Here is a 12,526-nt window from a genome sequence, read left to right as displayed (position 1 = left end):
CCTATGCCTCCAATGGGTTCGGCAGGTCCTTCAGGTTCATGAGTGCCACCCAATAGTCGTCTCGAAGCGAGTCCCACAGATCACTGTGTTTGGGCAGCAACTCCCGAGCGGCGGCCAGATCGGGATATGGATCGAACATGATCGTTCCCGGTTGCACTCCCCTGAGCGGCGCGCGCGACGGCAAGCTGAACGCAGTGAACGCGTCCGAAGTGAACTGCACACGCAAGACCCGCACGGCACACCCGACCAACTGCCACACGGCAACCTTGCGGCCGTCCTCAGTCAGCGTGGTCCGCAACCGATCCCGTCGCATCAAACCCCCTCACGATTCGGACACCCGCCTGGTGTGGCCTCGAAACCTCGGCATGACTCCGTATGCATAGGCTGTCCGGCCCACACTCGGACAGCACCCGCGAACTGCTCGACCACGTCGGCCGTAGCACCGGTGTATGCGACTGGCTGCCCGGTGATCGGATAACGCTGCGGCAGTTTCGAATTCGTCATGATTCCTCCCCTTTGCTACGGCAGACGAACCGGCTCCGATACAACGGCCGGAACGACTCTTACTCCTAGGCACTTGTTGAATTTCGGTTCCGAACCGGTGATGCATGGGTTCGCCGACACATAGGCTCGATACGGTGTCTGGCGGTCGAGGACCGCAGGGATATGTGTGCGCCCGGAAGCCGCTGCGAGTGCCCAGCAGAGAGATCGGCATCCACATCCGTCTACTCAAACCCCTGCGCCCCTTCATTGTTAGGTCAGTGAGTGCGCCCGCCGCCGGGATGACCTCACAACACCGACCGGATCGGCGTCACTGTGGTGGGTCCGGTCGGCATGCAGATGCGGGGAAGCGGTCATCGACCCGGCGGCGTGCGCTGTTATCAGCCTCATGGGATGGCCCATGACACAACAATGTCGGCGCCCGGACTTTTCTCGGACTTTTCCCGGACTTCTCAGCCTCACCGGCTTATAGCGGCCTGAGGACGGAGCTACGGTGGGTTCACCGCAGAGCGTGAGGAACAGCGATGGACAACACCGGCGCCCGCACCGTGCTCGAATCCCTTATCCGCAAGGCCGACCGCAGCATCCCCGAGTGGTGCGTCTACTTCAATGATGCAGCACGCCAGCTCGGAGAGAGCGCCACGCTGTCCGAACGCCAATTACGCCGTTGGATGGCCGGAGATGTGCCCGACGCCCGCCCCTCCGCCCGGCGCGTGGCGCAACGAGTGTGGAAACTGGCATTCGAAGACCTCGTGTCACCGCCGAACATGAGCGACGGCCTGCCAGACGCGGTTCCGTCCGCACTCGATGAGTTGAATCAGGAGATTGCAATGTCCACCGAAGACTCCGCACGCTGGGTCAAACGCGGTGCAGGCGGGGTCGATGAGAACGTGCTTGACCAGCTACACGCCGACGTCCGTCATTTTGCCGCCGACTATTTGACAATGGCGCCCCTGGAACTGATTCCGGGTCTCACCGGCATGCGGCGCGAGGTGTTCGACTTGCTCGACACTCGCCAGCGGCCACGGTTCCTACCAGACCTGTACCTGGTCGCCGGCCAGATCTGCGCTTTATTGGCGCACGCCTGCGCTGACCTCGGCCGCACATACGATGCCGACACCCATGCCCGCACCGCCTGGTTCGCGGCCGACTACGCCGAAGACCAGCATCTGCGCGCGTACGTGCGATGGGTGCAAGCCAACGTCGCCTACTGGGCCGGTGACTACCGACGCGCCGCCCAGTACGCCGAATCCGGACTAGCCGACATGACCGACCCGTCAATCAAACTGCGGCTCGCAAGCCAGCTCGCGCGAGCACAAGCCGCACGCTCCGACGAACGGGCAGCCTTGGGTGCCCTGGACATCGCCATGGACGCTCTGACCCGAGTGCAACCGGCCGACGCTCAGCCAGGAGTGATGTGGTTCGACCCCGGCAAGGCTCGCTACTACGCCGCAGAAGCGCATCTCGCCCTAGGCGGCCGTCAACATAGCCAACATGCCCTCGAGCAGGCTGAAGTGGCGCTGGAAGTGTTCACCGATATGAGTCCGCCGGAGTTCATCGCAGCCGCCGAACTCGACGCCGCCCGAGCACATCTCGGCCTCGGCGACTTGGAAGCAGCTGGTGCCCGGATCACCCGGGTCCTCGAGCTGCCTGTCGAATTGCGCACAACACCGATCGTCGAACGTGTGCTGAAGGCGGCAGACCAGATGTCTGCGATCTCGACCAGTACTCGCGCCGCCCGCGAACTTCCCGACCGGATTACTCTCTTCACCGCCTACACCGCGCAGGCCAGCAACAAGGAGTGACAGTGCCACCGATCCAGGTCGCCGTGTGCGGGCCCCGCAATTGCACCGACACAGACGCAACGAACGCCCGCATCGTCGGCAGGCTCCTCGCCGAAGCAGGCGCAACAGTGCTGTGCGGCGGCGGGCGCGGCGTCATGGCCGCTGTCGCCGAAGGCGCCTCCGTCGCAGGCGGACTCGTCATCGGCGTCCGACCCGACACCGACCCACACGGGATCTGCGACGGATTATCCGCAGTCCTCTACACCAACATGGGCGAAGCCCGGAACGCCATTCTTGTATGGTCCGCCGACGCGGTCATCGTTATCGGCGGTTCATGGGGGACGCTGTCCGAACTCGCCCTCGCCAATCGTCGCGGAGCCGTCCCTGTGATTACGCTCGGCGGCTGGCAAATCCTCGACGCCGAGGACAATGCGGTTGAGGCAGCCATCGTGGCAGCAAGTCCCGAGGCCGCAGTCCAAACAGCCCTCGCCAAGGTGTGACCGGCAACACCGTGACGGGCGTATTTTCGACGAATTCCGGTAGCGATTCGACGATCCGGCGAAAAGGGTCACCACCGCATGAATCCAGACCAGAAGGCGATAACCCTTGAGTTCCACCATCTTTCGGCCGAACAGCACGTGTAAATCCCCGCATGAATCACTTCCGTTGAGAGCGCGGGCGATCACGCAATCGGGAAGCTGTAGCCCACTACTTAACCACCATAACCGTTGCAGCACAAAGGATCTCACTGTCGTCGACCAAGTCGCCCCCGCAGCAAGGGGCGTGGCGGTTCTTGATGTGCGTGACGGTGCTGACCGCGGCGGCGGCAGAAAGTTCTGCTAGCCTACGGGCAAGGGAGAACTTTCATGGGGGTGGAATCAATGATTCGTCTTGCCACACGTGTGCTGGCGTCGGTCGGAATGTGCTGTGCCGCAATGGGAGTGCTCGCGCCGCAGGCCATCGCAGCAGATCTGGCGCCTGGCGTCCACTGCGACGGGCTCGCCTGCACCAACGACAACGACGAGGCCTACGTCGTATTCGGCACGTTCACCTGTGTGAAAACAATTTGGCCGCCCAATGGCACCGCGCCGGAGTACTTCTATGAGAACAGCCCCATCACCCAGGACGTCGAACCGCACAGCGCCGTAACGATTCAGCTCGGGTGTGGTTCCGGCGGTTCGCTCGTCGGTTGGGGCCTCACCAGCGCGGTCCCGCGCGCGAGCATCCCGCAAACCGGCTCCGCCGGCTTCTGACCGATGTGGCGCACGTCGCGCGACTCCTGCATCGTGCTTCGCGAAGACCTGGGGGCTGGTTCGGAGGTCGATGGGACAGAGCTTGGGTCGCGATCGACGTCGCGGCTTGGCAGGCCTGCCCGGGTTCGGTCTGGGTTGGGAGGATGACCTGGGTGTAGACGAACACCCTAGTGACGCCAAGCGATTGGAAACCCCGGCGCCCAGCCTAGTGCTTCCGTTGAATGTCGGACTCGGCAGGCTCCCAGGAATTCCAGGATCCCGGTCGCCCGCTGGCCCGCACCCTGTGGGTTCGTGCTCAAACCTGAGATCGGTAGGTGGCGCGCGCGGCGTCCGACAGCCAGATACGACAGTCCGAAGATCAACGGCCCGAGGCTATCTCGGGCCGCTGACGCCCGCGCGGAACGTCCGATAATGCCGGATTCCGTGCGTATTGGTCACGGTGGAAAACGGTTCGAAGACTGCGATGTGTGTGACTTAGCATCGCCTGGTGGCGGATACGGTGAACCGGCAGTGGATTTTGCGGAGGCGGCCCGAGGGGCGTTGCGGGATGGGGATTTCGAGCTCAGGAGCGTTCCGGTTCCGGTTGCGGGGCCGGGGAAGCCTTGGTCAGGGTGCATCGGCTGGGTATTGATCCGACGCAGCGTAGCTGGCTCAACGATGCGGACAACTATATCGATGCGGTCCCGGTCGGCTCGGTGCGGGGTAGCGGGGTGGGGCAGGTGGTGCGCTCGAATACTGCGAGCTATCCGGTGGGCAGCTGGGTCGCCGGTATGGTCGGCTGGCAGGATTATGCCGTCGCGTCCGAGGGTGGATTGTTCGGGCTGAACGTGGTGCCCGACGGTGTACCCCCCACGATGATGCTGAGCCTGTTCGGAGCGCCCGGCTTGACCGCGTACTTCGGCATGACGGATATCGGCTCGAGCGAAGAGGAACAGACCATGAGCGGACGTACCCCCAGCCAGTGGGAAGAACTCACTGCTGCCGACCCTGCGCATTCGACATGGTACGTGGAGCGGTTCCGAGCGATGGCGGCCGAAGGCACCGATATCGTCGGGGAGGCGCGGCTGGTCGACGCGATGCTCGACCGCGGTGGCCGAGTCCTGGATGCGGGGTGCGGTCCTGGGCGTGTGGGTGCCTACTTGCACCGAGCCGGCCACGTAGTGGTCGGTGTCGACGTCGACCCGGTGTTGATCGCCGCGGCGGAGCAGGACTATCCGGGTCCGACCTGGATGGTCGGTGATCTCGCCGAACTGGACTTGCCAGGCCGTGGGATCGCCGGCGACTTCGATGTCATCGTGTGTGCGGGGAACGTGATGACATTTCTGGCGCCGTCCACCCGGGAGGCGGTGCTGGCCGGATTCGCCCGCCATCTCGCCCCAGCCGGTCGGGTGGTTGTGGGGTTCGGCGCCGATCGTGGTTACGAGTTTCCACAGTTCCTGGCAGACGCCGAGAACGCCGGACTCACGGTGGATTTGCGGCTATCGGCATGGGATCTACGTCCATTTGCCGACGAGTCCGACTTTCTGGTGGCGGTGTTCTCACGCGCAGATTGAAGCCTGCCCATCCCCGAGAGATCCCGAACCCGACAGGGAAACGTTCATCTGGCGACCGGATGTCGGTCGGTGCTGCGCAAGGGCGCGCCGACGTGGTGCATGTGCCGCAGCGCCTCGCGATAGGAGGAGAGCAGCCCGGTCTCGTGGTATGGCACGCCGATTTCGGCGCAGTAGTCGCGGACGATCACCTGGGCGTGACGCAGATTCGGCGTCGGCATGCTCGGGAACAAGTGGTGCTCGATCTGGTAGTTGAGCCCGCCGAGGGCGAGGTCGGTCAGCACGCCACCTCGCACGTTGCGGGAGGTCAGCACCTGACGGCGTAAGTAGTCGGGGCGGTCGTCGCCGGTCAGGGTTGGCATGCCCTTGTGGTTCGGGGCGAAGACGCAGCCCATGTACAGGCCGAACAGCGCCTGGTGGACAGCGAGGAACGCGAAGGCTTTGTCGGCGGGCAGGACCGCGAACAAAGCGGCCAGATAGGCGGCGAAGTGGCCGAAGAGCAGCGCGCCCTCCAATCCGCGGTATTCGACCGATCGATTTCTGAGCGCACGTGCGCCGGCCACATGGAGGTTCAGGCCCTCCAGCATCAGCAGGGGGAAGAAAAGGAACGCCTGCACCCTCCCGATGAGACGAGGCAGACCACGGCTGGCCCGCGCCTGCTGTTGTGACCAGACCAGAATGTCGGGCGCGACATCGGGGTCGAGTTCCTCATGGTTCGGATTGGCGTGATGCCGGGTGTGCTTGTCCTGCCACCAGCCGTAGGCCAGGCCGATACCGGCGTTGCCGACGAGTCGGCCGACGACCTCCGTCGGCCTCCGTAACCGGAGGACCTGGCGGTGCGCGACATCGTGCATGACGAGTGCGACCTGAGCACACGTCACAGCCATGAGCGCCGCGACCATGAGCGTCCACCACGAGTCGCCGACGAGGACGAACGCCGCCCAGCCGGCCGCGAACGCAATCCCGACCAGGCTGAGCCGGACGGCGTAATAGACGGGACGCCGGTTCATCAGTCCCGCGTCGGAGATACGGCGCAACAGACGGGCGTAATCACCGACAGCGCCGCCGCGCCGCGATGAGTGTGGGGCCAAAGCCGGTGTCGTCATAGATCTTCCTGAGAGTTGAGTCGGAGATGCCACCTCCGCCCGTCCTCGATGCCGACCGGTCGATGTCGATCGGAGATCTGATCCAGCGGCCGCTGCTCGGTGTGTTCGGAGCGGGGTGGCGATTTCGATACACCGAAGCTATCGGCCGGATTCTCATCCCATGTAACCCCTTGGTATGACATGGAATCGGACTGCGGTGTGATATCTGGGACCGCGACCAAGCCGAAGATGATCGTGTCGTAGCTCGGTTCGCGACCACCGTCGAAGGGGATGCGCGGTTAAGCTGAACGAGTGAATGCCCTGCGGCGGTTGCTGTTCGGGTCCGGGCGGTTACCGGAGGACCTGCGTGCGTCGCTGGACGCCTCCGGCGGCATCGTGTTCTTCGAGGAGGGCCTGAGCGGTTCGGTCATCCGTCGCAGTTTCCGGCCATCCGGTCGTCTCGTGGAATGGGAGCGGCGGGAGGTCTCGGGCGCGATCGCGGTCACTGTCGGCGGCCGGGTACTGGTGTGGGCGGGCCGGTTCAAACACATCGATGTGCCGATGACGCATCCGCTATGGGCGGCAATCGAATTCAGACTCGATCGACCCGATCGAATCTGCTTCGCCTATGATCCGGCGAGGACCGATCCGCGGGAGCCGGAACGGGTCGAGGTGAGACTGAGAACGTCGCAGGCGAAGCAACTCGCTCAGCTGATGACTCGACCGGCGTGAAGCCACCGATCGTCGCGCGAGTCCAACGATCCGCCTGTACCTACGCCACGGATACCGCGACGCGGCTGCGACCCGACGGATAAGGACGAACGGCGCAGAACTGAGCCGATCCCGGGTGTGGTGACATCAGGCTATCGGCGTGAGTTCTACAGTCGGCGCAGCATTGCCGCGAGCTCAGAGTCCCGCGATGGCGAGCTGGTAATCCGCCTCGAGCAGCATCCACCCGCTCAGCTGTACCGAGAGATCGCGGCTCAGGTTCGCCGACGAATCGGCGGACGAATGCGTAAGCGGTGGAACGGTTCCCGGAGGCTCCGGCACCGCGACCGCGCGGGTCCAGTCCGGACCGAACAGGGGTAGCCCGTCCACCTCGGCGCGGTTTTTCCAGGCCGCCCGCGCGGAAGCGTGCACGATATTCGCGGCGGTGATGTCGTCCAAGGCCAAGGCGGCTTCGGCGAGGTACCTGGCGAGGATCCCCATGAACAGCCCGGAGTCGTTCCCGGAAGCCGCGGCGATCACCCCCGCGTCCGTGAGCCGGTCCTCGGTTGCGGCAACGAGCGCTGCCACGCGGCCGCGATGGCTCGATTCGCCTGTGCGCACTGCCAACTCGGTTTCCAGCCCGATGGTCACGCCCTGGCTGTAGGTGTGGACAGTCCGGTCCACTCGTCCGCCGGGCTCATGGACACCGTCGAGAATCAGGCCGCTGCCCGGATCGCGCAATCGGGTGTACAGGAATTCGGCAAGTTGTCGGGCGCGAGACAATTCGCCCAAACGGGCCATGGCGATTCCGGTCGGACCGATCGCAGGGGTGTTGTAGAAATCGTCGCCGGACCGCCAGGGCACCGCACCGACGACCGGGTTCCAGCCTTCGATCAAGGCGGCCCGCAAGTCCGCGATGGCAGCGCCGAACCGGACACCGAGCAGCCGGTCGGCACGTTCGAGCGCCAGCACCAGCCAGGACATATCGTCGTAGTACCGGTTGGTCCAGCCGGTGAGATTGCGGGTCAGAATCCCGCGTGCGAGGGCGATGACCCGGTCGATGCGTTCGGGAGTGCGGGTGCGATACGCGGCGTCCACCGCACAGTCGAGAAGGTGGGCTTGCCACCAGTAGCACCATCGCACGAACGACTGGTCCAGCAAGGACGCCGGCCAGGCGAGGGCACCCAACCGCATTCCCGACTGTCCCCAGAGCGGGCGCACGTGCCGCTGCACGATCGCCTGTTCCGCCAGCTCAGCCCGCTTCTCGGGCGCCTCGGGGCCGGCTGACACCTTGCGCGTGATCGTCCCCGCCTGCGTCGGCTGCGCCATCGCGGTGAGCGCGATCGAGGCCGCGCCCGCCAACAACACACCGCGCCGGCTGATCACCCTGTTCCGGCGATCCATCCGCTCGGACTCCCTTTACTGAACAACGTTCCCCGCAGCCGGAAACCGCGCAGCTACACCTTATCGCGCAACGACCACCACCGCGCGCCGCCGACCGACTGCCCAGGTGCAGGTGTCAACCGCCGAGCATGGCTGCCGCCGCTGCGAGATCGCGGAACACCGTTTCGCCGGTGGCTCGTCGAGGCCGTCATCAGCGGCGACCCTGAAATCTCCGAACCGCTCGAGTGGAGCGCGCTACTAGCCGTCGGCGGGCTCCCAGTGGGGATCACTGCCGAGCAGGGCTGCGATGACGTAGTACGGGCAGCGGTCGGTCCGGCTCCACCGGGGGCCGATAGACGCCATCCGGGCCGTTGAGCGGATGGCGATCACCGCGCAGATCTGCGCGATCTCATCGAGGCCGGCTGCCCAGAACTCGGGACCGGCCAGCACCGCCGTGCTGATCAACAGGCCGATCAGCGCCAGACCGCCGCCTTCCCACTGTGCGGTGAACCAGCCGTCAGCCCGGCTCATGCAGAACTGACGCCAACCTGACACGCCCACTCACTACGCGCGGGCGGTTATTGCCGCAGCCCACTCTCTAGTCTCTGATGTGAACGCGGCGATGGTGGAAACCATGACGGCTCGGTTGCCGAGACGGTAGCAGCCTGCGAATTCGGTGTGCGCGAGCGTGTTGGCGAGCAAAATGGCGGGGACGGCACAAGTAGGGAGGTTTCATGGAAACCCATACCGACGAGATCGCCGAAGATATCTACCGCATCTCTACCTTCATTCCCGAGGTGGGGCCGACCGGCTTCACCTTCAACCAGTTCCTCATCGATGCCGAGGAACCGTTGTTGTTCCACGCCGGCATGCGTGCGTTGTTTCCGCTGGTGTCCGCGGAAATCGCGCGGATCATGCCGGTGGAGCGGTTGCGCTGGATCACCTTCGGGCATGTGGAAGCCGACGAATGCGGAGCGATGAACCTCTTCCTCGGTGCCGCACCGCATGCGCAGGTGGCGCACGGTGAGCTCGGCTGCCTCGTCTCGATCGACGACATGGCGGATCGGCAGCCGCGCCGGTTGGCCGATGGTGAGGTCATCGATCTCGGCGGCCGTCGAGTACGGCATCTGGATACTCCGCACGCACCGCACAACTGGGAGGCGCGCGTGCTGTACGAGGAGACCACCGGTGTGCTGTTCTGCGGTGACCTGATGACCCAGCTGGGAAATGGCCCGGCACTGACCGATTCCGACCTGGTCGAGCCGGCGGCCGTCGCGGAGGACGTATTCCACGCCACCTCGTTGGGGCCCGCCGTGCCCGCCACTCTGAATCGGCTGGCGGAGCTGGAACCCACGACGCTGGCGATCATGCACGGTTCCAGCTTCATCGGCGACGGGGCCACTGCGCTGCGCAATCTCGCCACGGTCTACCAGGACCGTTTGGACTCCTGATCGCCCATCGTTAAGCCAATCCTCGATTACCGGCCTTGGCGAGCCCGGTCAGGGCCTGCGGTAGAGGGCCCTGATGCAGGACACCGAGGCGCTGGGTGGCGCGAGTCAGCGCGACGTAGAGTTCGGCTGCGCCACGTGGGCCCTCGGCGAGGATTCGTTCCGGCTCCACGACCAGGACGGCGTCGAATTCCAGACCTTTCGTCTCCGAGGCAGGCACCGTGCCCGGTACACCCGGCGGCCCGATCACGATGCTGGTGCCTTCGCGACCGGCTTCGTCGCGCACGAATTCCGCTATGGCATTGGGCAATTCGTCCTCGGACACCTGCCTGGACCAAGGCTGAACGCCGCACGCGCGGACCGACTCCGGTGGTCGAACTCCCGGTGCGAACTCGGCGAGCACCGCGGCGGCGACGCTCATGATCTCCGCCGGAGTGCGGTAATTCACCGACAGCGACCGATAGACCCAGCGGCCGGGCACGTACGGTTCGAACATCGTGCCCCACGATGTCGCTCCGGCCACCGACCTGCGTTGCGCGAGATCGCCTACCACCGTGAACGATCGGCCCGGGCAGCGCCGCATCAGGACCCGCCAGTCCATTTCGGACAGCTCCTGGGCTTCATCGACCACGACATGTCGATAAGTCCAATCCCGATCCGCGGCAGCGCGTTCGACGAGTTCACGGGTGTCGCGTTCGAGGAAACGCTCGGCGAGGTCCTCGGCGTAGAGCATGTCCTGGGCGAGTAGGCCGATGTCGTCGTTCAAGTCCTCGCGCTTGATGAGAGTGTCGAACACGCCCGCGGCGTACTCGGCCTCGGCCTTGCGTTCCCGTTCGACGGCGCGCGCGGCGGCCTCGTCGGCCGCCTTGTCGCGGCCGAGCAAGTCGACCAGTTCGTCGAGCAACGGCACGTCCGACACCGTCCAGGCCTGTCCACCTGCGCGCCACAGGGACTGGTCGGCGCCAGCCGCACGCAACCGTTCAGCAGACGAATACAGCTGTGCCAGAAATGTTTCCGGCGTCATTACCGGCCAGAGTTCATCGAGCGCGGTGGTGAACTCGTCGTTGTCGGCGAGTTCGACGAGCAGGGCGGTCCGCAGGTTCTCCCATGCTTCACGGTCCTTCCTGGTCAGCCAACCACGGCCGATCCGGGCGATCGCGCGTTCGGTGAGTACGTAGGTGACGATCTCGCTGAACACCGCGCGGGCCTCGTTATGCGGCAGTCCGCTCGCGCGTGCCTCCTCCCGCGCCCACTCCGCGGTCTCGGTGTCGATCCGCACCGTGACGTCTTGCAGTTCGATCGGCACCGGATGTTCCGGCACCCGCTGACGATCGGCGATGGCCGCCGCGAGCACGTCCAGGATCTTCAGCGAGCCCTTGAGTCGCGCGGCATCCGGGGTGTCCTCGGCGGTGACGCGCAACCCGGGCAGCAGATTGCCAGTGGTCATGAACACGACATTCGTCTCGCCCAGCGACGGCAGCACGCGGCCGATGTGGTTGAGGAACGCCGGATTCGGCCCGACCACGAGCACACCGTGGCGCTCCATCCGCTCCCGCTGGGTATAGAGCAGATATGCGACGCGGTGCAGCGCCACCACGGTCTTCCCGGTGCCCGGGCCACCCTCGATCACCAGCACACCTGGGTGATCGAGCCGGATGATCCGGTCCTGTTCGGCCTGGATCGTCGCCACGATGTCGCGCATCCCCGCACCGCGCGGCGCATCGACCGCCGCGAGCAAGGCCGCGTCGCCGCGCTCGCCATCGCTCGGACGGCCGAGCACCTCGTCGGTGAAATCGACAACTCGACGCCCGTGCGTGTGGAACTGGCGACGTCGTCGCATGTTCTCGGGGGTCGCGGCAGTGGCGACATAGAACGCCCGCGACGCCGGTGCCCGCCAATCCATCAACAGCGGCTCGTACTCGTTCTCCTCATCGAAGATGCCGATCCGGCCGATGTAGAAATGTTCGCCCGAAACGGTGTCCAACCTGCCGAAACACAGCCCGTTGTCGGCCACGTCCAGCCGCTTCGCCTCCCTGGCCAGCGTGCGCACCTCGACATCGCGTTCCATGGGTGTCCCGCCGGTTCCCCGCAACGCCGCGGTGTACTTTCCCTTCACACGCGCGCGTTCGGCGTCGAGCCGCGTGTAGAGCCCGGCCACATAGTCTCGCTCGGATCGCAATTCGTCTTCGTACCCCTGAGTCGCCATCTGTCCCTCCCTTTCTCGGCTCGACGGGCTCACCCCAAACGTCGACGGCAACACACGCAATTCGCGACTCCATTTCCGCAGGTTCTGGCTTCGGCCAGTGATTCTGCGGTACGACCGGGGTCTTGCCGCAAGCCCCCAGGTGCGCTATAGATTGAATATGGAAGGGAGTTCCCTTCCATTCGTCGGTCCGCTGTGACAGACAAATCCTCGGCAACGTACGCACGTCGGCGACGACATCACCGCGGTCGTAGTTCCAGCATCACTCCTGCCAGAGCAATATCCGATGGGTTTCGCCACCCCCAGATCGGTTGGCAGCCAATGCCATTCGATGTCCATACCAGTGGCTGGCCTACATCGGAGGCAGCTCTGAGACATTGGCGGCCCAACCCAGCTCGGCCGCATCGGACGAGTCCGGGACGACGATCTGCGGCGTGTAGCTGTCGGTCGGGCTGTCGACTGTCAGCAGTACGCGGTAGCCGCCGCCGACAGCGAACTCCACATCCAGCGCCGTATCGTCCGTATCCCAGTCCTCCTGGTCGGCATCATCGTCGAGCAGGTCCTTGATGCACCGAGCCGATCGGCTCCGGGCAGCCCTCGTGTGCGAAGGT

The 12,526-nt window shown here is 65.1% G+C and carries 12 protein-coding genes and 1 pseudogene; 7 read left to right on the top strand and 6 right to left on the bottom strand.

Translation table 11 applies throughout. The features are described 5' to 3' along the window. Position 1: 1 nt before the first annotated feature. Positions 2-313 (bottom strand): hypothetical protein, encoded by a 312-nt coding sequence (locus ACQPXH_RS12940; RefSeq protein ID WP_433602580.1) that lies wholly within the window; start codon positions 311-313, stop codon positions 2-4. Positions 314-1,025: 712 nt separating this feature from the next. Here ACQPXH_RS12940 and ACQPXH_RS12935 point away from each other — a divergent pair. The 5 genes and pseudogenes from ACQPXH_RS12935 (at position 1,026) to ACQPXH_RS12915 (ending at position 5,091) form a co-directional block, all read left to right on the top strand. After that, positions 1,026-2,306 (top strand): hypothetical protein, encoded by a 1,281-nt coding sequence (locus ACQPXH_RS12935; RefSeq protein WP_433602579.1) that lies wholly within the window; start codon positions 1,026-1,028, stop codon positions 2,304-2,306. Continuing rightward, positions 2,303-2,785: a dethiobiotin synthetase gene (locus ACQPXH_RS12930; RefSeq protein ID WP_433602578.1), complete on the top strand. Its 483-nt coding sequence runs from the start codon at positions 2,303-2,305 to the stop codon at positions 2,783-2,785. Before ACQPXH_RS12935 ends, ACQPXH_RS12930 begins: the two co-directional genes overlap by 4 nt. Before the next feature lie 366 nt (positions 2,786-3,151). After that, positions 3,152-3,538, top strand: coding sequence for a hypothetical protein (locus ACQPXH_RS12925; RefSeq protein WP_433602577.1), 387 nt, complete (start codon positions 3,152-3,154; stop codon positions 3,536-3,538). A gap of 566 nt (positions 3,539-4,104) precedes the next feature. After that, a pseudogene (locus ACQPXH_RS12920) lies at positions 4,105-4,344 on the top strand (NADP-dependent oxidoreductase); the annotation flags it as partial. Positions 4,345-4,476: 132 nt separating this feature from the next. Continuing rightward, on the top strand, positions 4,477-5,091 hold the full coding sequence (locus ACQPXH_RS12915) for a class I SAM-dependent methyltransferase (protein WP_433603430.1): 615 nt from the start codon (positions 4,477-4,479) through the stop codon (positions 5,089-5,091). A 44-nt stretch (positions 5,092-5,135) separates the two neighbouring features. Here ACQPXH_RS12915 and ACQPXH_RS12910 read toward each other — a convergent pair whose 3' ends face one another. Continuing rightward, positions 5,136-6,194 carry a fatty acid desaturase family protein gene (locus tag ACQPXH_RS12910; RefSeq protein WP_433602576.1) on the bottom strand — a complete coding sequence of 353 codons (1,059 nt, stop codon included), beginning with the start codon at positions 6,192-6,194 and terminating at the stop codon, positions 5,136-5,138. A gap of 291 nt (positions 6,195-6,485) precedes the next feature. Here ACQPXH_RS12910 and ACQPXH_RS12905 point away from each other — a divergent pair, with 291 nt between their 5' ends. Continuing rightward, positions 6,486-6,905, top strand: a complete 420-nt coding sequence (locus ACQPXH_RS12905; RefSeq protein WP_433602575.1) for a hypothetical protein — start codon at positions 6,486-6,488, stop codon at positions 6,903-6,905. A gap of 174 nt (positions 6,906-7,079) precedes the next feature. On the opposite strand, the gene ACQPXH_RS12900 is transcribed toward ACQPXH_RS12905, so the two are convergent. Next, positions 7,080-8,285 (bottom strand): glycoside hydrolase family 76 protein, encoded by a 1,206-nt coding sequence (locus ACQPXH_RS12900; protein ID WP_433602574.1) that lies wholly within the window; start codon positions 8,283-8,285, stop codon positions 7,080-7,082. A 237-nt stretch (positions 8,286-8,522) separates the two neighbouring features. After that, positions 8,523-8,795, bottom strand: coding sequence for a hypothetical protein (locus ACQPXH_RS12895; RefSeq protein ID WP_433602573.1), 273 nt, complete (start codon positions 8,793-8,795; stop codon positions 8,523-8,525). Between the two features lie 203 nt (positions 8,796-8,998). Here ACQPXH_RS12895 and ACQPXH_RS12890 point away from each other — a divergent pair, with 203 nt between their 5' ends. Beyond that, the gene (locus tag ACQPXH_RS12890; RefSeq protein ID WP_433602572.1) at positions 8,999-9,715 is read left to right on the top strand and encodes an MBL fold metallo-hydrolase; all 717 of its coding nucleotides are present in this window, start codon (positions 8,999-9,001) and stop codon (positions 9,713-9,715) included. Positions 9,716-9,725: 10 nt separating this feature from the next. Here the strand turns inward: ACQPXH_RS12890 and helR are convergent, their stop codons facing one another. Continuing rightward, positions 9,726-11,918, bottom strand: coding sequence for an RNA polymerase recycling motor ATPase HelR (gene helR / locus ACQPXH_RS12885; protein ID WP_433602571.1), 2,193 nt, complete (start codon positions 11,916-11,918; stop codon positions 9,726-9,728). Positions 11,919-12,267: 349 nt separating this feature from the next. Continuing rightward, positions 12,268-12,417, bottom strand: coding sequence for a hypothetical protein (locus tag ACQPXH_RS12880; RefSeq protein ID WP_433602570.1), 150 nt, complete (start codon positions 12,415-12,417; stop codon positions 12,268-12,270). Positions 12,418-12,526 lie beyond the last annotated feature (109 nt).

It is taken from the genome of Nocardia sp. CA-135953 (genome assembly GCF_050955735.1).
In the GTDB taxonomy this organism is placed as follows: domain Bacteria; phylum Actinomycetota; class Actinomycetes; order Mycobacteriales; family Mycobacteriaceae; genus Nocardia.
Note: the sequence above shows the minus strand (reverse complement) of the source record. Positions and strands in the feature narration are given on the sequence as shown.